Annotated in this window: 21 protein-coding genes; 16 read left to right on the plus strand and 5 right to left on the minus strand. The window is 48.1% G+C overall.

Annotated elements, in window-relative coordinates; all coding sequences use genetic code 11:
• Nucleotides 1-685, plus strand: a 685-nt coding sequence (locus B2633_RS09735) for an aminotransferase class V-fold PLP-dependent enzyme (RefSeq protein WP_483170426.1), incomplete at its 5' end; no start/stop codon positions are given.
• A gap of 303 nt (nucleotides 686-988) precedes the next feature.
• Nucleotides 989-1,684 carry a DUF5714 domain-containing protein gene (locus B2633_RS09740; protein ID WP_483170427.1) on the plus strand — a complete coding sequence of 232 codons (696 nt, stop codon included), beginning with the start codon at nucleotides 989-991 and terminating at the stop codon, nucleotides 1,682-1,684.
• A 35-nt stretch (nucleotides 1,685-1,719) separates the two neighbouring features.
• On the opposite strand, the gene B2633_RS09745 is transcribed toward B2633_RS09740, so the two are convergent.
• Entirely contained in the window at nucleotides 1,720-1,893 is a 174-nt protein-coding gene (locus B2633_RS09745; protein ID WP_483170428.1) for an H-type small acid-soluble spore protein, read from the minus strand.
• 136 nt (nucleotides 1,894-2,029) lie between these two features.
• Entirely contained in the window at nucleotides 2,030-3,484 is a 1,455-nt protein-coding gene (locus B2633_RS09750) for an aminotransferase class I/II-fold pyridoxal phosphate-dependent enzyme (RefSeq protein WP_483170429.1), read from the minus strand.
• Nucleotides 3,485-3,844: 360 nt separating this feature from the next.
• Here B2633_RS09750 and B2633_RS09755 point away from each other — a divergent pair, with 360 nt between their 5' ends.
• The 10 genes from B2633_RS09755 to B2633_RS09800 all read left to right on the plus strand — a co-directional run bounded on the left by B2633_RS09755 (nucleotide 3,845) and on the right by B2633_RS09800 (nucleotide 13,979).
• On the plus strand, nucleotides 3,845-4,327 hold the full coding sequence (locus B2633_RS09755) for an EamA family transporter (protein WP_483170430.1): 483 nt from the start codon (nucleotides 3,845-3,847) through the stop codon (nucleotides 4,325-4,327).
• Between the two features lie 331 nt (nucleotides 4,328-4,658).
• Nucleotides 4,659-5,042 carry a DUF192 domain-containing protein gene (locus B2633_RS09760; protein WP_483170432.1) on the plus strand — a complete coding sequence of 128 codons (384 nt, stop codon included), beginning with the start codon at nucleotides 4,659-4,661 and terminating at the stop codon, nucleotides 5,040-5,042.
• A gap of 207 nt (nucleotides 5,043-5,249) precedes the next feature.
• On the plus strand, nucleotides 5,250-5,411 hold the full coding sequence (locus B2633_RS09765; protein ID WP_483170433.1) for a hypothetical protein: 162 nt from the start codon (nucleotides 5,250-5,252) through the stop codon (nucleotides 5,409-5,411).
• Nucleotides 5,395-6,774, plus strand: coding sequence for a hypothetical protein (locus B2633_RS09770; protein WP_483170434.1), 1,380 nt, complete (start codon nucleotides 5,395-5,397; stop codon nucleotides 6,772-6,774). The genes B2633_RS09765 and B2633_RS09770 overlap by 17 nt, the downstream gene beginning before the upstream one ends.
• 85 nt (nucleotides 6,775-6,859) lie before the next feature.
• Nucleotides 6,860-8,386 (plus strand): sulfatase-like hydrolase/transferase, encoded by a 1,527-nt coding sequence (locus tag B2633_RS09775; protein ID WP_483170435.1) that lies wholly within the window; start codon nucleotides 6,860-6,862, stop codon nucleotides 8,384-8,386.
• A 104-nt stretch (nucleotides 8,387-8,490) separates the two neighbouring features.
• Nucleotides 8,491-10,122, plus strand: coding sequence for a hypothetical protein (locus tag B2633_RS09780; RefSeq protein WP_483170436.1), 1,632 nt, complete (start codon nucleotides 8,491-8,493; stop codon nucleotides 10,120-10,122).
• The gene (locus B2633_RS09785) at nucleotides 10,091-10,504 is read left to right on the plus strand and encodes a GtrA family protein (RefSeq protein ID WP_483170438.1); all 414 of its coding nucleotides are present in this window, start codon (nucleotides 10,091-10,093) and stop codon (nucleotides 10,502-10,504) included. The genes B2633_RS09780 and B2633_RS09785 overlap by 32 nt, the downstream gene beginning before the upstream one ends.
• 18 nt (nucleotides 10,505-10,522) lie before the next feature.
• Entirely contained in the window at nucleotides 10,523-11,944 is a 1,422-nt protein-coding gene (locus B2633_RS09790) for an NAD(P)/FAD-dependent oxidoreductase (protein ID WP_483170440.1), read from the plus strand.
• Nucleotides 11,944-13,746 (plus strand): hypothetical protein, encoded by a 1,803-nt coding sequence (locus B2633_RS09795; protein WP_483170441.1) that lies wholly within the window; start codon nucleotides 11,944-11,946, stop codon nucleotides 13,744-13,746. Before B2633_RS09790 ends, B2633_RS09795 begins: the two co-directional genes overlap by 1 nt.
• Nucleotides 13,747-13,868: 122 nt before the next feature.
• The gene (locus B2633_RS09800; protein WP_483170466.1) at nucleotides 13,869-13,979 is read left to right on the plus strand and encodes a hypothetical protein; all 111 of its coding nucleotides are present in this window, start codon (nucleotides 13,869-13,871) and stop codon (nucleotides 13,977-13,979) included.
• Here the strand turns inward: B2633_RS09800 and B2633_RS09805 are convergent.
• The 3 genes from B2633_RS09805 to B2633_RS09815 form a co-directional block, all read right to left on the minus strand.
• Nucleotides 13,927-14,970: a glycosyltransferase gene (locus B2633_RS09805; RefSeq protein ID WP_483170442.1), complete on the minus strand. Its 1,044-nt coding sequence runs from the start codon at nucleotides 14,968-14,970 to the stop codon at nucleotides 13,927-13,929. The two genes, B2633_RS09800 and B2633_RS09805, sit on opposite strands and share 53 nt — an antisense overlap.
• On the minus strand, nucleotides 14,963-15,667 hold the full coding sequence (locus tag B2633_RS09810; RefSeq protein WP_483170443.1) for a PIG-L deacetylase family protein: 705 nt from the start codon (nucleotides 15,665-15,667) through the stop codon (nucleotides 14,963-14,965). The genes B2633_RS09805 and B2633_RS09810 overlap by 8 nt, the downstream gene beginning before the upstream one ends.
• A 224-nt stretch (nucleotides 15,668-15,891) precedes the next feature.
• Nucleotides 15,892-18,159: a beta-propeller domain-containing protein gene (locus B2633_RS09815; RefSeq protein ID WP_483170444.1), complete on the minus strand. Its 2,268-nt coding sequence runs from the start codon at nucleotides 18,157-18,159 to the stop codon at nucleotides 15,892-15,894.
• 432 nt (nucleotides 18,160-18,591) lie between these two features.
• Between B2633_RS09815 and B2633_RS09820 the strand changes: the two genes are divergently transcribed.
• The 4 genes from B2633_RS09820 to B2633_RS09835 all read left to right on the plus strand — a co-directional run bounded on the left by B2633_RS09820 (nucleotide 18,592) and on the right by B2633_RS09835 (nucleotide 21,022).
• Nucleotides 18,592-19,755 carry an iron-containing alcohol dehydrogenase gene (locus B2633_RS09820; RefSeq protein WP_483170446.1) on the plus strand — a complete coding sequence of 388 codons (1,164 nt, stop codon included), beginning with the start codon at nucleotides 18,592-18,594 and terminating at the stop codon, nucleotides 19,753-19,755.
• A gap of 172 nt (nucleotides 19,756-19,927) precedes the next feature.
• Nucleotides 19,928-20,185: a hypothetical protein gene (locus B2633_RS09825; protein WP_481041267.1), complete on the plus strand. Its 258-nt coding sequence runs from the start codon at nucleotides 19,928-19,930 to the stop codon at nucleotides 20,183-20,185.
• Nucleotides 20,186-20,219: 34 nt separating this feature from the next.
• Nucleotides 20,220-20,843, plus strand: a complete 624-nt coding sequence (locus tag B2633_RS09830) for a TlpA family protein disulfide reductase (RefSeq protein ID WP_483170448.1) — start codon at nucleotides 20,220-20,222, stop codon at nucleotides 20,841-20,843.
• Nucleotides 20,844-20,884: 41 nt separating this feature from the next.
• Nucleotides 20,885-21,022 carry a CD1871A family CXXC motif-containing protein gene (locus tag B2633_RS09835; protein ID WP_483170449.1) on the plus strand — a complete coding sequence of 46 codons (138 nt, stop codon included), beginning with the start codon at nucleotides 20,885-20,887 and terminating at the stop codon, nucleotides 21,020-21,022.
• The last annotated feature ends 1 nt before the right edge of the window (nucleotide 21,023 follow it).

The following is a 21,023-nucleotide window of genomic DNA, read 5'->3' on the forward strand; positions in this document are numbered from 1 at the left end:
CGGGGTATTGATCGGGCCGCGGAAGTTATTCGCCCGGGGCGCTCCGGAATACAGCGGCGGCGGCACCGTGAATATGGTATTCTCCCAGGCGGTTTACTGGGGGGTTCCCCCGGACCGGGACGAGGCCGGCTCCCCCAATGTCCCCGGTGCTTACGCCCTTGCTGCCACTTTGAATTTCATTAAAAAACTGGGCATGCTGCGGCTGAGCCACAGCGAACAGCGACTTACTGCTTATTTGATGGAGCAGCTGGGTCATAACCGCGAGGTGATCCTGTATGGAAGTACCCCCCGGGTGGGGGTGATCAGTTTCAACCTCAAAGGCCTGCCCCATGCCCTGGTGGGAGCCGTACTGTGTTTCGAAGCCGGCATCGGGGTGCGCACCGGGTGCTTCTGTGCCCAGGGGTATGTCAGGCAGCTCTTGGGGGAAAAGGAAAACCCGGGCCATCTGGAATACTATCAGAAGAAGCAGCTCCATAAATTGCCGGGCATGGTGCGCATCAGCCTGGCGGCTTATAACACCAAGGAGGAAGCAGACATTCTGCTGCAAAAGCTGGAACAGATCAGCAAGAATAAGAAGGCCTATAGTGACAGGTATCACTGGTCGGAGCAATTGGGAACCTACATACCCAAAAACCTGGCAGTGGGATCCCTGGCGGATCACATCTTCCAACAGGTAAGCCCTTAATAATTAGAAGCGAAAGCCACTTTGCCCCATATATGACATGCTGTCCGGGAGCTTTTCTGCCTGGACATACCCGACCAGCGGAGTCAGGTTATGCCTGCAAGGCGCTGGGCCTCCCGCTGCGGTCTGCCCGCCATCCCGACCCTTTCCTGCCGGTATCGGCCATCATGAGCCCCCTATGTTATACTTAATTAAGCTGTTAAAAAAACGGGGGATTTCAGGATGCTGGAGCACAAGCCAAGGCGTTGGTGAGAAGCGGGCGGGGACTGTGCCGGTGGGTACGGTGAAAACCAGGATCTTTGCCAGGTGTGCGGGGAAAAGATTGAATATCTGCAGGGCGGACGGGAAATGAGCTGCCATTTCTGCGGTAAAACTGAACTGGCCCATGTACACTGCGGTCAAGGCCATTATATTTGCGAATCATGCCATGGCGAGCGTTATCTGCGCCCCATGCGCAGCTTCATGAAGCTGGCTGAAGGCGATAATCCCTTGCTCCTGGCCGAAGGCATGTTAAATAAAATCCCTCTGCCGATGCTGGGCTGTGAGCATGCCTGGATAGCCGTGGCAGCCTTGATGGTGGCCTTGAAAAATCATGGACCCCTTAAGATAACTGAGGAGATGATGGAAGAGGCCCTGAGCCGAACCCGCAAACAGGCTATCGGCGCCTATTGCGGATTAACCGGCATTTGTGGCATGGCTCCGGCTATGGGCGCGGTTTTCAGCGTTATCCTGGGGGCGAGCTGCCCTGGCGACCTGGAGACCAGCACTACCATGAGAGCGGTGTCAAAGGTTATTGCCGCCATAGCCGACGAAACCGGCCCCTGCTGCTGCAAGAATTTTCTCCGCACGTCCTTGATCACTGCTGCTCAGGTATTGCAGGAAACCCTGCAAATCGACCTGCCCGTGGCGGCGGAAATTTACTGTATCGACAGTGACCGGCACCCCCACGGCTGCCGCGAGGAGCGCTGCCGCTATTATTGGAAACATGCCCCCATGGGCTGAAAATCAATCCTGGTAATCCTGTGAAGCACCCTGTCTCACACACTCTCAATCAGATCACGCACCGGCACTTCCGCTTTTTGACGGCGGTCGAGGAAATCGATCCGGGCCTGATCCCCGTTGATATCTTCTATCCAAATCGGTTCTCCCTGGTATAATACCTCAATAACCCCCAAGGAATTAACGATATCGTGTGCCCGCTCTATATCCATAGCTGATAAACCTCCCATAAGTGATATATAGTTAGTTTCCCAGCCACAAAGATTTTTATGTTGCCGATAATTGGGTGGGAGTAAGGCTGCTCAATCGCCAATAGACAGTTGGACGCAAGCGGAAGCTTCCCTCGTGTCACTGGGAGCCCAGGATTCGGATGCAGTTGACTTTGGGGTCGGCAGTGCCTTGCAGGGCGCAGCCCTGCTGTTTGAGCAATTCTATATAATCGATCATGTTGGCGGTTATGCGCTCTCCGGGCAGGACCACCGGAATCCCCGGGGGGTAGGCCATCAGCATCTCAGCGGCGATTTCGCCGTCAGCGGCCTGAAGCGACACCGATTTAGTGGGGCTGTAAAAAGCGTCCCGGGGGGAGACGATCATCTCCGGAGGAGGAGGTATTTCGAAATAAAAGGGGCTATTTTTATGTTTGGCCTCGGAGGCCAGTTGAGTCAGGGCCTCAACCAATTGCCGCACTTGCAGCTCGTTGTCCCCGATGGTGACTATGGCCAATATATTGTGTAAGTCCGACATCTCCACTTGTATATTGAAACGCTTGCGCAAGGTGTCTTCAACCTGATAGCCGCTTATCCCCAGAGCGGCAACGTGAATTCCCAGTTTGGTTTCATCGAAACCGTAACAGCCCGGCTTGCCTAACATCTCTGGCCCGAAAGCATACAACTCCGCAATCCGGTTGATGGAATCCCGGGCTCCCCTGGCCAGCTGCAGGGTCTGGCTCAACAGTTTGCGGCCCTGCAGGGCCATCTGCTTGCGGGCCAGATCCAGGGAAGCCATCAAAAGATAGGAGGCACTGGAGGTATAGGTCAAGTCAAGCACATGTTTGACCCGCTCCACCGCGATCATTTTACTCCGGTACAACAGGACCGACGACTGAGTCAGCGAACCCGAGGTTTTATGCATACTGGCGGCACTCATATCGGCCCCGGCTTCCATGGCGGTGACCGGGAAGCCGGGATGGAAGTACAAATGGGCTCCATGAGCTTCATCGACTAAGACCGCCATATCATAGCTGTGGGCCAGATTGACTATTGCCTTTAAATCAGCAGCTATGCCGTAATAACTGGGATTTATCACCAGAACCGCTCGGGCATGGGGATGGGCTTTGATAACCATTTCCATATCCGACAGGGACACCCCGGTGGCTATACCCAAACGGCGGTCGCACTGCGGTTGTACATATACCGGCATGGCGCCGCTGAGGATGATGCCTCCAAAGGTTGACTTGTGGGCGTTGCGGGGAATGATGATCTCACTGCCCGGTTCACAGGCTGCCATGATCATGGCCTGCACCCCGGAAGTAGTTCCGTTGACCAGGAAATAGGCCCGCCGGGCATGGAAAGCCCTGGCCATCAGCATCTGAGCTTCCCGTATCACCCCGGAGGGGTTGCCGATAAAGTCTAAATCTTTCATTCCGTTGACATCCATACCGAGCAGCTGTTGTCCTGAAAGGGAAGCCATTTCCGGCAAGCCCCGCCCCTGCTTGTGCCCGGGCACGTGAAAAGGGACCACCCCATCGCTCACATATTTAAGAACTGCCTCATAGAGAGGGGCGGCGGATTGTTCTTTTTGCAACTCATAATACCCTCCCGGAGCTGGTTATTTCATAAATGCAAACGGTTAATAGATATCCCGCCCATACTCCTAACATATGCAGGACAGGTAAAGGTTGGTGCAGACACCAGGTATATGAACTGCACTATTTAGTACAGGATCAGGGCATAAACCGAATATCTATAGCTGGCGTTAAACATGGGCGGGCTGGAATTTAGCATGATTTGAAAGCGGAAGCAATAGGATGGTAACAGAGTCCAACCCTCAGGTTTAAGCCTTGCCAGGCGACGGGACCCGGGAGTGGCCTGGCCATTTGAAGCAGTTTGGCAACGGCAGCAACCCCTGTTCTGTACCGAAGACCGGGCAGGAGGATATCGAGGTGTGAAGTTTAATTGGTATGACCAGGTCAGGCGCTGCCTGGTTGACGCGTTGAGGAGAAACCGTATGATGGTTATCTGGATTGCTGTATTTGGCATGATCTGCTGGGGTATTGCGCCAATTTTCGCCAAAGTGGGCCTGCGCGGGGTCAATCCTGCCGCGGCCTTAATTGTCCGCACCATGTTCGCGGCCATAATCGTGACCAGCTGGGTGGCTATGAGCGGCTCTTTCGGGGATCTTTTAAAAGGATTTACCTGGCAGGTGGGACTGCTCCTGGGCATGGAAGCCATCCTGGCTACTGTGATAGGGGACCTGGCCTACTATACCGCTGTCAAATACGGGGATGTGAGCGTAGTATCCCTGATCATGGCCAGCGCCCCCCTGGTCACGGTCATCTGCGCGGTTCTGTTATTGGGGGAAAGCCTTACCATCTGGAAAGTCTTAGGCGCCTGCTATGTAATGTTGGGCATTCTGCTTTTGATATGAAAACTCCTGCCGCTAGCCTGTCATTAATAACTGCCGCTTCTTCTCTGCGGCAGTTAATCAGTTTTCTGTACTAAAGTCTCCGACCTGTCTTACGATAAATTCAGTATGGGATCAATATTGTATTTCTTGCTTAATGCGGGAATATGATTAGCTGTTGCGTTACAAAGTGTATTTTTCTATCAGAAGATGCGGTGCAATTTGGAGAACATCGCCTGCAAAAAAAAGGAAACCTGCGTTTGTTCACGAATAATGTCAGAACGGTAATGTTAGGCAGCCGATTAAGTATTTTTTGCTACTAATACCATTTACTACTTTGCGGAAACTTCTGTAGGTGCTTCTTTCCGATGCAATTGCAGCTCACCAAGGAGGCCATGACGGGTTGCTGAACCAAGATACAAATCAATCTCTATGTGAACACACTATACAGGCCAATACCTTTTGGAAACGCCTTTGCGGCCTCTTACCGTACAAGTCATTGCCAGCGGGTGAGGGCATGCTTATAACCCCGTGCAAGAGCGTACATACCTTTTTTATGCGCTTTCCCATCGATGTTATTTATCTTGACCGGGATCTGCGGGTTGTAGCTTTATATGAGAATGTGCCCGAAGGTAAAACCCTGCCTTTTTATAAAAATGCTTACTCCGTCCTGGAACTGCCGGCCGGGAGCATTGCGGTAACCAGTACGGAGGTGGGGCATCAGCTGTTGTCGAAATAGATAATATATGCACAAAAAAACAGTATGAGACAATAGCCGAAGTTTGACGTATCTAGGGCGTCAACTGGTTTAATTATTAAACTATATTGTTATTTAGGTAAAAAATGACAATTTTGCAGGATTGTGTTGCCTTATAGCGTAACTTAATTAGTAAGAAATTTGAGTTTAATAAACTAAGTCAAATAACAAATAAGAGAGGTATTTACTATGTATCTTGATCCGGGTTTTGGGAGCATGATTTTTCAACTAATTGTGGCATTAATTGCTGGTTTAGGGGCATATTTCGCACTAGCGAAGAAAAAAGCAATTTCACTTTTTAATAAGAAGAACAAAACAAATATGGAAGATAGTAATGAAGAAAGAATATAGCTCATTCCGTGACCCTTCAGGTTTTATATTTTCGGTTGATAATTATGTTTTCAGGCAGGTTAACAACAGCTATAAAGCCCAATATGATCATCTGATGAATTCGGGTTTATACCAAAATCTAGTTACAGAGCAACTGTTAGTTGACCATAAACCAATTGATTTAGAAACCAATGATCCAAATAAATATATGGTTATTCAGCCTGCAAAGATTAATTTTATTTCATATCCGTATGAATGGTCGTTTAGTCAGCTGAAAGATGCAGCATTAACTACTCTGAAAATACATAAATGCGCGCTAAAATATGGAATGATTCTAAAAGATGCAAGCGCTTACAATATTCAGTTTTTTAATGGAGTCCCTAAACTTATTGACACCTTATCGTTTGATTTTTATCATGAGGGAACTCCATGGATTGCCTATGGTCAGTTTTGCCGACATTTCCTTGCTCCTTTAATGTTAATGGCAAACATAGATATAAGATTATCACAATTAATGCGTATCTACATTGATGGCATACCGATAGATCTTGCTAGTAAATTATTAAAAGGCAAGGGAGGATTTAGCGCAAAGCAACACATACATTGGCATGCCCGAGCTATAAGTAAATATTCGCAAGATGGAAAGGTATTAGGGAAAACCAGGAATGTACATATTAACAAATTTAATTATGTCGCTCTCATAGACAGTTTAATAAGTACTGTTCAAAGAATAACCCTCAAAGGGGTTGTTACTGAATGGATGGATTATTATAACAATACTAATTATTCCGATACAGCTCTTAAAAGTAAGGAAAAAATCGTATCTTCTTTTTTCAAGTTGAATGACTTCAATATTGTTTGGGATCTTGGAGCCAATGATGGAAGATTCTCTCGTATAGTCTTAGAAAATGGGGCCTCTTTAGTAATATCGTTTGATCTTGATGCTATCGCTGTCGAGAAAAATTATCAATTAGTGAAAAAATACAAAAATAGTATTTTACCTTTATTATTAGATTTAACCAATCCAAGTCCTGGCTTGGGTTTCGCCAATCGTGAGCGCCTATCCATTGAAGAAAGACAAAAACCAGATTGTATAGTGGCTCTTGCACTTATACATCATCTTGCCATAAGCAATAATGCACCTTTTGAAAAGATTGCTGAATGGCTTGCGCTACTATCAGATAATCTAATCATCGAATTTGTGCCAAAAGAAGATTCTCAAGTCCAAGTTTTGCTTGCTACTAGGGACGATATATTCCTTAATTATACTAAATCAGAATTTGAAAAAGCATTTCAACATTATTTTGATTTTATTAGATCCGAAAATATCCTTAACAGTGAACGAGTAATTTATCACCTAAGGAAAAAAAGGGAACATGAATGATCAACGAATTCTTTGTATAAGCACAGTATTGTTACCGATAATTCCTTTACTATTTCTGTATAATCAAAATATTGAATATTTATCCTTGAAACAAGTATTAGTTCTAGATTTGATTTTAATGATTACTGTTGCAGCTTTTTGGTGGTTAATTCAGTATATATTTTCTTCCTTGCCTACAACTTTCATTACTTGTATTTTTTTTGTTATCCTTATATTTAGCTACGATTATATTCATGATTCTTTTTTAGATATGCATATATTTGGGAATAAGCACGATTATACGAAGGTTCTACTTATTCCTCTTTTTAGCTATATATTTGCTTATGTTATTCATAAATATACTATGAAATATAAATTCAATTATTTTCCGAAAATTTTTAGCATAATGATACTAGTAATGATAACCTTAAATATATACCCATTGTTTACTATAGCGAATTCAACGGATAATATCCCCATCAACACAATTGTTACCGAATATTCACATAGTGAAACACCTACTCCAAACATATATTGGATTCTGTGTGACGGATTACTGGGTTTTCAGGCTATGGAAAATTATTTCCATGACCCTCAAAATAAATTGAATGCACAATTATCGGACCGTGAATTCAGTATCAATAAAGACGCTATGTTAGAATCCGGGCATAAAACAAGAATTGCTGTACCGGCCTTGATGTGCCCAACATATTATGATACTTACTTAAAAGAGATTCTCATAGACCATGAAAAAGCTATGAATCCTCAAAGTTATTCATACACAGATTTATACAATGCACGATTCTATAATGAAACTATACTAGCATTTGATTCAAAGGGATATACCACTGTTTCCATGTCTATTGACGAAGATATTTTTTTCCCGACTACTGATTTTTTTTATTATATAGCTGCCCATAAAACTCCCGAAAAGGAACTGGCTAAATTACCCTACTATGTGGAAAAGGACGATTTTGCGGATAGCTCATACTATCGGTCGCGTTATTTTGCGCATCAATTAGGCAGCTTATTCCTCGGAGGTATACCGGGAGCCGTATTTGATTTTATGAATAAAAATGATGCTGAACATCATCAACTAACGACATATTGTGATAAAACCGAAGACATATTATTGGGAGGTTCTGAAAGTACAAAATTCTCGACTCTTATCAATAGTATTTATGATACGCTACATTCCAAAGAGGTTTTAAAACCACAATTTGTATTAATTCACAACTTTATGCCTCATTTCCCTTATTACTTTGATGAACAAGGTAATTTAAATTTAAATAATGATTCCTTTTCTTCCTACTCAGATCACCACACTTATTGTACTAAAGTACTTATTAACATAGTGGATATGATATTAGAAGTCGACCCAGATGCAGTTATTGTACTTCAGGCTGACCATGGATTACATGGATACTCTGAGGAACAAATAGTACATAAGTATGGTGACTCAGATGCACCAATTATGATATGGAATAGTGTATTTAGTGCAATACGAATTCCTCGCCAATACAAGACAGATGATTTGATGTATGCTATCGAAAATCCACTTAACATATCTAGATACCTTATTAATAGTTTCGTAGGGGAAAATTATCAATATATTGAAACTGACTCTCCATAATTTTTGAAAATAATGAAATATTTGTATGGCTTGTGGCTTAATTGTACCGTGCAGTTGCCAGTGGGAGACCTATATATGCATTAATTGGAGCAAACAACTAACTTATGAAAAAACGACCTTATTTTGCTGAAACAATCATTTTAATTTTGTACGCTTCGGCAGTACTGGTAATCATGTACTTCCACGAGCCATGGTTTGACGAAGCTCAGGCCTGGTTGATTGCTCAGGATGCTTCCCTGGTTGAGTTGCTGACCAGCATAACCCATTATGAAGGCCACCCCCCTATTTGGTTTTTAGCCCTTATGCCTTTTGCCAAACTGGGCCTTCCTTTCGAAATCGGCCTCAAGGCTGTAAATTTTGTTTTTGCTATTGCCGCTATGGGGCTTCTTGTCTTCAAAGCGCCATTCCCCAGAATAGTCCGCTGTACAATCCCGTTTACTTATTTTTTCTTCTACCAGTATGGAGTGATCAGCAGAACCTACAGTATGATGATGCTGGGCTTTGTATTGAGTGCCCTTTACTATAAAGACCGAAATGACAAGCCCTATCAATTTGCCGCGGCATTGGCAGTGATCTGCGGGTCAAGTTTATACGGTATAGTGATATGCGCGGGGATTGCTTTAGTCTGGCTTGGCGAGATGTGGCGGGAGTTTAATTTCCTGCAGGGAATCAAGTCTTTTCCTAGGAGCAAACGGTTTTTTGCGCTTCTGTCGCTGTTGATCTTTAATATTCTGTTGCTGCTCAGCGCATACCCGCTGCCAGATACTTATGCTGTAAACGCGGTAGTAGAAAACAACTCTAATGTCTCATGGCTCTTTTATATGTTATTGATAGCACCGGCTGATGCAATATTCACTTCATTTTTCTCCGCTACTGCCACAAATAGCCTATTTGATTATTTAATCTGCGGTCTGCTCAGCTATGTAATAATCGTATTGCTTTTTGAGATTGCCAAAGCTGCCCGGATGAGAGCGTTATTTTTGTTCCCATACCTGTTCTTCATACTATTCAGTGGGTTGGTCTATTTCTGGGATCATCACATTGGAATATTGGTAATGTTCTATTTATTTATAATGTGGTGTTGTTCGGACCAACTTGGTGGAAGTTATGAAGCAGCGTTCAGGAACAAATACTTCAGGTATTTTGGCCTGGCTGTTTTGGCCCTGGCCTTAATAAGCACCTTGCGCTGGTCGGTGATTGCTGCAAAAAATGATATTAGCCTCAATTATGGTACCGGACGCGAAGCGGCTGCTTTTTTGAAGGAGAACCGGCTGGATCAATTAAACATCGTGGCAGCCTGGAGGATTATAGCAGATGGGGCCACAGCTGAAAGCTACGAAGATTACGCTTACACCGAAGGGATTCCTGCCATGGCATACTTCAAAGAAAACATATTCTCCAACTTCAATAATAAAGCCGCAAACCAACGCTATCTGACACATCGAATTGACACAGAAGGATTATACACTAAAGACCTAATTGCCGGAGGGAAGCCCGATGTGTTATTCACCAACGTTCATGCCAACTTCACTTTGGGGGACCAGATCGGCGTGGCTGATTATGCCCTGGTTAAGCCGGTAGCCGGCCATGATATTTGGAAAGATGAAGTCGATGCGTACCAAATCTTTATTTTCTTGCGCAAAGACCTACTGGATAATTATCCTCAATTCGATATATTAAATTGGGAAGATGAATTATTGACAAATGAAGAAATATCACCGTGGTTTACAAAATAAATACCTGACCATATTTCTCGAGATGGCCCAATACGGCCTGGTAAGCGTTTCGGCCCTGGCGGTGGATGTGGGGTTGCTCTATGTACTGGTGGAGTACGCTGCATTTCACCATATTCATGCCGCCACGATTTCTTTTACCTGCGGCCTGGCGGTGAACTACATCCTGGCAAGGTTGTTCGTTTTTAAGGAAAGCAAATTTCCGCTACTTCAGGAGTTCATATGGTATGCATCCATCGGGGTAGTAGGACTGTTGCTGAATGACTTTATCATCTACCTGCTGGTCTGGCTCGGGGTTTGGTACCTGTACGCCAAGGCGGTATCGGTAGCGGTGGTCTTCTTTTTCAATTTCTTCGGCCGGCGCAGATTATTCGTTTATCAATGAGCAGAGAGAGGTTTTAGTATGGCTGCGGAAAATGTCGTGATCATGGGGGGCGGCCCCGCCGGGTTGGCTGCCGGGTATGAACTGGCCAAAAAGGGCTATCGGGTGACCCTTATTGAGAAGGAAAAACAGGTTGGCGGAATAAGTAAGACCGTGGAAAAAGACGGCTATCGCTTTGACCAGGGAGGGCACCGCTTTTTTACCAAAATAGAGGAAGTCGAACAATTGTGGAACGAGGTCCTGGAAGAGGATTTCCTGCTCCGGCCCAGGCTATCCAGGATATTCTACCGGGGCAAGTTCTTTGACTATCCTATCAAGCCCTTTAATGCCCTATCAGGACTGGGGTTGTACGAATCAATGAAGATAGTCGGCAGCTATATGAAAGTCAAAGTGAAGCCTATTCATCCCGAGGAGAGTTTTGAAGACTGGGTTACCAACCGGTTCGGCTATCGGCTTTTTAACCACTTTTTCAAATCATATACCGAAAAAGTTTGGGGCATGTCCACTAAAGAGTTAAAAGCTGAATGGGCTGCCCAGCGCATTCAGGGATTGAATCTGGTCAAAGCGGTTACCAATGCCCTGTTTAAGCAGTTTAAAAAGAACAGCATAAAGACCTTGATTGAAGAATTTCACTATCCCCGCCTGGGGCCGGGGCAGATGTATGAATCAATGGCCCGGGCCATAGAAAAGTGTGGCGGAAAAGTACTGCTGAATGCTAGGGTGAGCCGGATCAACATGAATGGACCAAAGTTTATAGCAGTGGAATATGTAGACCAAACCGGGCAGGAGAATCGAATCGAGGCTGATCATGCCATAAGCAGCCTGCCCTTGAGGGATCTGATTCATTTGCTTCGGCCCGGGCTCGATCCGGATGTAGTCAAGGCCGGAGATCTCTTGAAATACCGGGACTTCATTTCCGTCAACCTGGCTTTAAACAAAGAATTCCTATTCCCGGATAATTGGATTTATGTTCATTCCCCCGAGGTGAACCTGGGCCGGGTACAGAATTTCAAACAATGGAGTCCAAGCATGGTTCCTGAAGAAGGATGCAGTTCTTTGGGCCTGGAGTACTTCTGCAATGAGGGGGATGAGTTATGGTCGTCCCCAGATGATGATTTAATCGACATGGCAGTAGAGGAGATCAGCCAGATCGGCCTGATAGAAAAGGATATCGTCAAATGGGGCTGGGTGGTCAGAGTGCCCAAAGCTTATCCTGTTTATGATGACGATTATCAAGAAGCCATGCCGGCCATAAAGCGATTTCTGAATGGTCTGGATAACCTGCAGACCATCGGCCGCAACGGCTTGCATCGCTACAATAACATGGATCACTCTATACTTACCGGTATATTAGCCGCCCAAAACATACAGGGGGCTAGACACGATCTGTGGGAAGTGAATACAGATGAGGAGTACCACGAGGAAATGGAAACTAAGCACTGATGAAAACGAGTAAGTATCATCTCCATGCCGATTCCAACCGGGCAATATTCTACCTTACAGTGGTCGCCTGGTTTGCTATTTTGCTGGTTTACTATTATGTTGTGCAGGGGTATCCGGAAAAGGATTTAGTGGATACTGATGCCTTCACCCGTCTGGTAAGAGTGGAACAATTGGCCGCAGACCGCGATTGGTTTGACTCGCTTATACCCCGCAGCAATGCTCCCTACGGGGAAACCCTGCACTGGACCCGCGCCCTGGATATTCTACTTTTATTGGGAGCAGGTCTTCTTACTCCATTGCTGGGCTTCCATAAAGCTTTGTATTGGTGGGGGATTGTTATCAGCCCCATCCTTGGAGTTTTTAGCCTGGCAGCAATAGCCTGGGCTGCCAGGCCGGTTTTGGACGAGGAGAAGCGGAGGCTGCTCTGGCTGATATTCCTGGGCCAGTTTCTGCTGGTGTCGGTCTACCATTTCGGCCGCCCGGATCATCACAGCCTGTTGTCATTGCTCTTCATCGGATTGCTGGGCTGTCTGTTGCGCCTGGTACTGCCAGCGCATAATCGCCCTATAGCGCTGTGGGCGGGATTGTTGGCCGGAATTGCGATGTGGGTCAGTGTAGAGGCCTTGACTGGTGTTGTGCTGGTGTTTGCCACCCTGACCCTGCTGTGGATTACACAGGGTGAGGGTTATCGCCTAAAGCTGGCCGGTTTTGCCTGGTCACTGCTATTATCTTCGTGCCTGTTCGTTTTGTTGGAACACCGGCCGGCCCTGCTGCTGCAGTTTGAATATGACCGGATTTCAGCAGTACATATTATTGTATTTTTGTTGGCTGCGCTTTCGGCATGGATTCTCAGGATATTCAGCCGGCAGGCTGTGTGGAGGCGTTCCTGTGCCGCCGTCTCTATAGCTTTGCTGGATGGGCTGATCCTGTGGCTTACCGTACCTGCATTCTTTAAAGGGCCTTTCAGCCAGGTAAACCCAGCTATTGCCCCCATCTGGCTTAATTGGGTTATAGAAGTCCAACCGTTGATGTCAGAATCTACAACTACAAAAGTGGCGGTAATCGGCTCAATCCTATTGGCTCTGGGCTTTATACTGTGGCAGTTTGCCGTTAAAACGCGTAATTACCGTACAGAACACCTGCTAACCTGCATGTTGGGTCTGCTGCTTTTCATTCCCCTGACTTTTTATCAAATACGTTGGGTCTATTATTGTTCAGCTCTGCTTATCCTCCCCCTGACTATGTTCCTCGGGCAGATTCTGGCGAAGGTATCCGAGATCCGGCGGAGCAGCCTGCGAGTTCTGACCCGGGCCATCACCATTTTCCTGTTCTTGTTTGGCTTTCTCTTATTAGGTTTGCTGCTGGAGGGTCCTGCCAATGATTCAGCCGCCGCCACACCCAAAACCGGGTTATTGTGCGACTGGCTGAATGACCCCGATAATAATCTGCCGGCCAGTGCGGTGATATTGATTGATATGGACTATGGTCCGGAGGTTCTGTACCGCACTCCTCATCAGGTGATCGCAACCCCATATCATCGCAATGACGACGGGATTCTGTTTAACCACCGGGTGATGACCGCTGCAAATGCCGGGCAAGCCTATTCCGTTATCAGCGAACGCCAGGTGGATCTGGTTGTACTGACTCCAAAATCCTCTGAAAAGGTGATCTACGGCGCCGGGGAAAACCCTGGCATATTCTACAATCAATTGCTGGATGGGCAGATACCGGAGTGGCTTGTACCGGTGCAGACAACTGAACAGATACAGGAATGGTTCGTAATTTTTAAGGTGGTTACTTGAGCCTTTCTTAAGGCTGATTAATGTGCTGCTTCGGGTTTCGCCATAAAGCCGCGTTGCAATGCGGCACCGATCCAGACCCTGCCAGTAGTAGTCAAAACAGTTCTGGCAACGAATTGAGACTGATGCGCTGGGGGCTGGTGCCGCACTGGGCCAAGCAGGCCAGGAGCGGCAGCCGGCCGATCAATGCCGGGAGACGCCCAGTGCTTTTTTATATATTTCTATATGCTGCCTGATCTCACAGGTGTAATCAAACCTGGCCTTGACCAGTTCGGCGGCAGCCTGGCCCATCTCTTGCCGAAGGGCGGGCCGGGTTAGCAAAATCCGGGCTGCCTGGTAAAGATCCCGAGAGGTTCTGATGTAAAACCCTTCCCGCCCATTTTTGATGATGCTCCGGTTTCCCGGCACATCGCTTAGAATAGCCGGCACACCCAAACTCATGGCTTCGAGAGCTGCCTGGGGCTGACCTTCTGCCTCAGAGCAGTTCATGACCACATCGCCTAAGGTAAACACCCCGCTGATTTCAGTGTGTGAGACTTCTCCTATATATACGACCCAGGGAAGGGCCTTGATGCGCTGCAAGATGTGCAGGCCATAGGTTTTATCAATTACCGGCCCCATTATCAATAATCGCACCCGGCTGTCTTCGTTGGCAAGCGGCTCTAAGCCGTCCAGGGCCAAATCCACATTTTTTACGGGCCGCAGCCCGGTGGGCAGCAAGAACACGGTGCTGCCAACTGGAATGCCAAAATCCTGTGGTTTCCGGGCTGGTGCGGAGGGCAGACATATGCCCTGGGGAATTACCGCCACCTTTTCTTCCAGAGAGGGGCGGTGGCTTAAAAGCCGGTTTTTAAAATCCTCATGGAAGACCACTATGTATTGGGCGGCGGTAAACACGGGCTCAAGGGCGGTATACTCTTGATTTCCGGGCAGGTTGATGTCGGTTCCGGTTAAAGTCGCGATCAAGGGATAATCCAGCAATTGCGGATGGCTGCTCATTATTTTGGCCAGATAAAGGCCATTAAAGGCATGCACCATATTAAAGCGCCCGCTGCCCAGGTGCTGATGGAGCTTTACCTGATAATCGGTATCTTCCAGTGATAAAAGCTCGGCGGTTAAGCCCTGCCGGGTCAGGCCGGTGCAGATTCGCCGGGTGGTCAGGGTATTGCCGCGCTGGCTTTTGTGAAACGGGGTGATCAAGAGGACGGACGGATTGATGCTACTCATAGGCAGGCTGATCCATTACCTCTCGTGTTTTTATCAGCTGGAAACATTCGCAGTACTCATAACGGCTGTTCATAACCGCGCGGTAACGATTGAGGCCGGTGATGGCGTCATCATAGCGAAAGCCCTCTAATTGGGAGCGATGCTCATTTAGTGCCGCTATTTTTTTAATCATAAAATTAGAAATGTCCAGGGCTAAGCCAGGAGATAGAATCGGAGTCCATATTTCGTAACCCAGTGCGGTGGCAACAGACCAGGGCTCCAAAAGGCACTCCTGGAACCAGGGCCCGGCAGCCCGGCGCATGGCTTCTATAACCAGGCGGTGGGTGACGAGGTGATCACGAACCGCGTCCTGGCTATGCGGCAGGTAAACCCGGTGCGGCTTTTCCTCTCTTATTAAGCTGGTCAGCTTCAGCAAGTATTCCGGTTCGACCATGAGGTAGCCGTCCGGCCAGTGCAGGAATTCGGTTTCTTTTACACCCAGAGTCCGGGCTGCGGCCAGGGCTTCGCTTTCTCTCAAAGCGGCCAGCTCGGTTTTGCTGATTTCTAAACTGCCGGATTCGCCGGAAGTTAGATATACTATCTTGATTTGATGTCCCTGCTCAACATGCCAGGCTATGCTGCCGCCGCAGCCCAGGACATCATCATCGGGGTGGGGCGCGAAAACCAGTATGCGGTTGGTTGCAGCTATTTGTTTCATAACCATTATTGTATAGGAAAGAGCTTGATTTTGCCACCTGAGTCAGGTAGACTGTCGGGCGCCAGTTGTGAGGAAGGGGATGCACGGCGGGCCATAGTGCCAGAGAAAGGTTTACATACAGCATGGGCCGGGGATGTGGGTACATGAACAGGGGAATGGCCATTTCCTTTTGGGGATGAAAAGCAAAGGGGTCATCGTGTTTGATGACCCCTATAAGGAGGACTCTAATCCGTTACCAGCCGGTTCAGTTCAGCCAGGGTACCGTTCTGGTTGGCTTTGATCATACCTTCGGACAATGTGTATAAATTGCCGCCGATAAACACCACGCGCTGAATCTCACGATTGCCTCCGCCCCAATAGTCTCCTGCCTTGAGGTAGTCCTGCTCATCCATATGGGTGATGCGGCCCTGCTGGGTAAAGCCCTGCGGGGAGACATTATATACATAAGCCCCCTGGAAGGCAAAGGATCCATACTCTCCGGCACCTTCATAGACAGTCGCCGGAAAGGCTACCACATCCTGGTACATCATAAAGGCTTTGTGGTTGTCGGTAGCCTCGGAGCGGGTTCCGGAAGTTCCGATCACTACCTTGCTGACTTCGATGGGGTTATTGACGTCGGCAACATCAAACAGGCTCAGTTTCAATCCTGTAGTCCGGGTGGCTTTGCCGCTATCCTCCACTTCACTGCCCAGCCCGATCAGGTAGTGATCCCCGTAAGGATGCAGATAATTGCTGAACCCCGGGATTTTTAGCTTGCCCAGGATTTTTGGGGCTGAGGGAGTCATGTCTATCACAAATAGAGGATCGACCTGCTTGAAGGTAACCAGATAGGCCCGGGGGCCTATAAATCGGGCGGAGTATATTCTTTCTCCCGGAGCTATATCTTGGATGGCACTGACCTGCCGCATGCTCGCATTGAGAATATACACCGCGTTGCCGGATCTATCTGCGTTCCATCCGTTGCGGGTGGTGGCGATGCGGAAATAGCCGTCATATTCGTCCATGGAGAACTGGTTCAATATCGTGCCCGGAACCAGGCCGCGGCTGGCATAACTCACCCCGTTGCCCAGACCGAATTTGTATAGTACGGTGCTTTCGCTGTCTTCCGTGTACCCCTGGCGGTAGTAGGCGGGGCGGTATAATGAAGCTGCTATATAAAGATTGTTCTGCGAACAATACACATTGCCGCTTGATCCCAGGAAGGTCTCCAGAGCGAATTGGCTGCCGGCCGAGGTTAATTTTACCTGGGCGATGTTCACATAGGAGCTTAACTGCATATCGGGGAAATAGCGAATCTGATCGTAGGATTTGGTGTATTCCTGGCCGTTGACGGAATAGACCGGTTCAAAGGGCTGGTAGACATGTTCGCTGCTGATTAGATAAATGTTGTTCCCGATTTTGCGCGATGACACGTAGTTGCCGGGAGTGCCGTATTCATCAATTTTTGCCGGGCGGCTCTTTTCACTGGTATCGAATATGGTCACTAGGGTGCGGCTCTGAGCCGGCGGGTAAATTGACGGCATAAGCCTCTTGGCGGTATCTTCCATGGGTACGGGCTCAGGGTAATCACGATTAAGCACGGAATCCTGAATTAAAATCAACCGGTTCTGGTGAAGGTACATCTCGCGGGGTCGCTGCGTAACCGGAACCCGTGCCACCACCTGTAGTTCACTGCCGGGGTAGGCCTTCACAATGATTACCTCACGGTCTTTTACCTGATAGAGGTATTCCCCGTCGGTTTTTACTATATCGGATTCATCCACTCCTTCAACCTGAACGTTGGTGCCTGAATAAGCAGTTCCGCCACTTAACAACCCGGCGGCGGGCGCAGGTTGGGCGGCTTGTTCCTGTACCGACGCGGCAGATTTCATCAGGTCGTTTTGCAGTCCTAACCGGTAGTTGTTTTGATTGTATTCATCTAATAGACGCTGCAGGTTTTGAGCCGAATTCAGGCGCGGTAACTCAGCCCCGTCAACAGAGGCCTTCTGAATGATCTGGGCCTGCTCTTCAGGGGTTTGACCCAGGGTAAAAACATGTACGGCGCGGCTGGGGGAATCCCAGACCACCTCGGCTGCAAAGAATTCGGAGATAAAGCGCAGTGGCACCACAGTGCGGCCGTTCTTGAGCACGGCTGCGGTGTCCATTGACCGGGGAGACTCGCCGGCAATCAGCATTTCTGTGCTGTTGATGGTAAGAGTGACCTGGCGGGTTGAAGCGGTTTCATCTTCAGGCCGCGATATGATGACCTGCATATGTTCGGCATCCCACTCAACGGTGGCGCCCAGGGCCAGTGAGCAGAAGCGAACCGGCACCATAGTGCGGTCGTTTTCATCGATATAAGGCAGCTGATCGGGGAAAAGGGTTTGCACCCCGTTGATATAGACATTAACATCCTGCGCTTGTACGGTGGAGGCACTTAACAGGCCGACGGTCAGGAAAACAGAGAAGACTAATAATAGAGTCAAGACAACTCCCGTGCGCCTGGCTGGCATCGCATCACGACCTTTCTGGTTCAAAATTACCCTTTGCCTATGCATTACACATTCTTACGCTATAATCTTGCATAAGGCGGGCATATTCCCAGGAATTTTTGAAAGCGCTTAACTTGAGTCGCCTGAGCTTATCTGTTTGATGCTAAACAGAATGAAAAACTACCCCTGGGGCGGGGTAGTTTTTCAAGGTCAAACAAGAGTACTATGAGACTGGTTTTTGGAACGAATCGGAAGATACGATGCTCCTGTTGAGCGTCAAGAGCGGTGAGCATCTTCTGTTAAAGAATGCGCCAGGCAGCAATTGATTTTGGGGGTGATGACATAAAAATATTTGGAAATGATTATAGCAGTACAAATTACCTCTTTGGTGAGATTAGCAATCCATTGTATGCTACCATGAAATAACAGATATGCGATAAGGAGGCCTTAAACATGAGAAATTTCAGTTTTGTTAATCCTACCCGTATCATATTTGGACAGGATACCATCAAACGATTGGGAAAGGAAGCAGCCAATGACGGCATCAAGAAGGCTTTGCTGGTTTATGGGCAGGGCTCGGTTTTTCGCAACGGGGTTTATGAACAGGTTGCTTCTGCCCTGCATGAGGCCGGGGTCGGATTTGTGGAACTGCCGGGGGTGCAGCCCAATCCTGTTCTCTCCAAGGTACAAACTGGAATTGAGCTGGCCCGGGAATATCAGGTTGAAGCAGTGATAGCCGTCGGCGGAGGCAGTGTTTTTGACAGTGCTAAAATAATCGCGGCAGGATATCACCACCCTGGTGAGGTATGGGACTTCTTTGCCGGAGCAGCCCGGATTAAGCAGGCTTTACCCATATACGGAGTTCTGACCATATCTGGAACCGGGTCGGAAATGAATAATAATGCCGTATTGACCCGGGAAGATGACCAGACCAAGTGGGGGCTGGGCTCCAAGTACCTGTATCCCCGCTTATCCATCATTGACCCTTCGGTGCAGAGCACTCTGCCCGCTCATAACACCGCCGAGGGAGCGGTGGATATGATAACCCATATCCTGGAGGTCTACTTTGACGGCAGCACGGATGTGGAGGTCATGAGGGAGTATATGGAAGGACTGATTAAAACGGTCATGAGAGAAGCCGTCAAGGTCTTGCGGGATCCGGCTGATTATCAAGCCAGGGCGCAGCTGGCCTGGGCCGGAACCCTGGCATTCAACGGCAGCACAACCCCGGGGACCCGGGGAGGGGATTGGGCTACCCATGGCATGGAGCACAGCCTGAGCGCTTTTTACCCGGTGGCGCATGGAGCCGGGCTGGCGGTGCTTTTGCCGGTCTGGATGCGGTATGTGTACAAGAACGATCCCGGTACTTTCCACCGTTTTGCTGAAAAAATCTTTGGCATAACCGCCTTGGAGGGTGATGATCTGATCGTGGCAGGAATTGATGCCCTCCAGGCCTTTTTTATATCGTTAAACATTCCTTCGCGCCTGCGCGACCTTGGCGTAGAGGCTGCTGATCTGGAAACCATGGCTGACAATGCGGTATTAAAAGGCTCACTGGGAGTCTTGCAAAGGCTGGGGCGGGAGGATGTACTGAATATATACCGCCAGGCCTGGTAGGCTTCGGGGGCCGGGTGACAACTGGGTGACAAAAAGGACCGCCCCCAATTGTCACCCTGATCTCCCCTCCCCGTTCCTGCCCTGCCTGTTTCTCCCTCTCTACCGGAAGGAAAACAGCAGGCGATTACGAATTAAGTATTAATCGCTATTATCTGTATCAGGGGGAATTCATGTGTTCAAATATGAATTTGTAATCCTTAATGTAACCCAGCTGAAAGGAAAGCGCATTGAAGGCACCCGCGATTATGATCTCAAAGTGCGGGTGACCAGGGCGGATGAGTTGGTTTTCGAGGAAACCGTCCGGGTGAGAAAAACCGTTAACGGAATATTCCCGGAAGAAGAGATAATCTCGAAGAAAATCAAGTCTCAAACTTTGAAAAAAGAATTGATTCAGGAAATAAAGGCTTATGTGAAAAAACATAAGAAATAGCCTTTTCACTTAAATACCGTTCACGGAGGTGTGAATGAAGAGACTAATTGCACTGCTCGTGGTTTTAATTTTACTTCTTCCGTCAGGATGCAGCCGGGACGAGCAAACCGGGAGCCCGGCCTCAGACTCTATTGATCACAATTCTCCGATAAAGGAAATGGTTGGCAACCAAACCGGGAGCCCGGCACCAAAACCGGGAAAGAACCCCTTGGCAGGCAATGTTATTCCAGAGTTTTCGGCAACCGACCTTAATGGTCAGACGGTGACCGAACAGGTTTTTCAACAGCACACCCTGACCATGATCAATCTGTGGGGTACCTTTTGCCAACCTTGTATAAAAGAAATGCCTGACTTGGAGCGTCTGCAAAAGAAGTATGAAAGCTCCGGGGTTAAAATCCTGGGGGTGGTAGTGGATAAGAATGTGGAAGCCGCCAGAAGAATTGTTTCAGCCAGCGGTGCTCTCTATCAGAATGTTATTCCCGACGCTTCCCTGGAGAAAAGTGTCTGCCGGGCTTTCGATTATGTTCCGGCCACTATTTTCGTGGATAGCAGCGGTCAAGTTCTGGGAGAATTGGTCAGCGGCAGCAATAGCCTGGAGGGCTACAGCAAAGTGATTGACAGGCTGCTCGGGCCTGAACCGGACGCTGCAGCCAGATGAGCGCTTAAAGCCATAGACTCCGGGTGATATGGGGTGATGAGATGAGAGGAAAGATGCTCAGACTGGTGCTTCCGGCGCTGGGTCTGGCCATGATTCTATTCGGGTTGCTGCGCAATGAACACCTGACTGTATGGGCCAAGGCCATAACCATATGCCTGGAATGCGTTGGTATTGGTTGAT

Source organism: Syntrophomonas sp. UBA1041, assembly GCF_002316705.1.
GTDB lineage: Bacteria > Bacillota > Syntrophomonadia > Syntrophomonadales > Syntrophomonadaceae > DTU019.

Excerpts from the sequence above, each read along its gene's own strand:
- B2633_RS09745 (WP_483170428.1), bottom strand. The coding sequence starts at position 1,893 with ATGGATATAGAGCGGGCACACGATATCGTTAATTCCTTGGGGGTTATT.
- B2633_RS09765 (WP_483170433.1), top strand. The coding sequence starts at position 5,250 with ATGTATCTTGATCCGGGTTTTGGGAGCATGATTTTTCAACTAATTGTG.
- B2633_RS09770 (WP_483170434.1), top strand. The coding sequence starts at position 5,395 with ATGAAGAAAGAATATAGCTCATTCCGTGACCCTTCAGGTTTTATATTT.
- B2633_RS09780 (WP_483170436.1), top strand. The coding sequence starts at position 8,491 with ATGAAAAAACGACCTTATTTTGCTGAAACAATCATTTTAATTTTGTAC.
- B2633_RS09785 (WP_483170438.1), top strand. The coding sequence starts at position 10,091 with ATGAAGAAATATCACCGTGGTTTACAAAATAAATACCTGACCATATTT.
- B2633_RS09790 (WP_483170440.1), top strand. The coding sequence starts at position 10,523 with ATGGCTGCGGAAAATGTCGTGATCATGGGGGGCGGCCCCGCCGGGTTG.
- B2633_RS09795 (WP_483170441.1), top strand. The coding sequence starts at position 11,944 with ATGAAAACGAGTAAGTATCATCTCCATGCCGATTCCAACCGGGCAATA.
- B2633_RS09800 (WP_483170466.1), top strand. The coding sequence starts at position 13,869 with ATGCGCTGGGGGCTGGTGCCGCACTGGGCCAAGCAGGCCAGGAGCGGC.
- B2633_RS09805 (WP_483170442.1), bottom strand. The coding sequence starts at position 14,970 with ATGAGTAGCATCAATCCGTCCGTCCTCTTGATCACCCCGTTTCACAAA.
- B2633_RS09810 (WP_483170443.1), bottom strand. The coding sequence starts at position 15,667 with ATGAAACAAATAGCTGCAACCAACCGCATACTGGTTTTCGCGCCCCAC.
- B2633_RS09815 (WP_483170444.1), bottom strand. The coding sequence starts at position 18,159 with ATGCCAGCCAGGCGCACGGGAGTTGTCTTGACTCTATTATTAGTCTTC.
- B2633_RS09820 (WP_483170446.1), top strand. The coding sequence starts at position 18,592 with ATGAGAAATTTCAGTTTTGTTAATCCTACCCGTATCATATTTGGACAG.
- B2633_RS09830 (WP_483170448.1), top strand. The coding sequence starts at position 20,220 with ATGAAGAGACTAATTGCACTGCTCGTGGTTTTAATTTTACTTCTTCCG.
- B2633_RS09835 (WP_483170449.1), top strand. The coding sequence starts at position 20,885 with ATGAGAGGAAAGATGCTCAGACTGGTGCTTCCGGCGCTGGGTCTGGCC.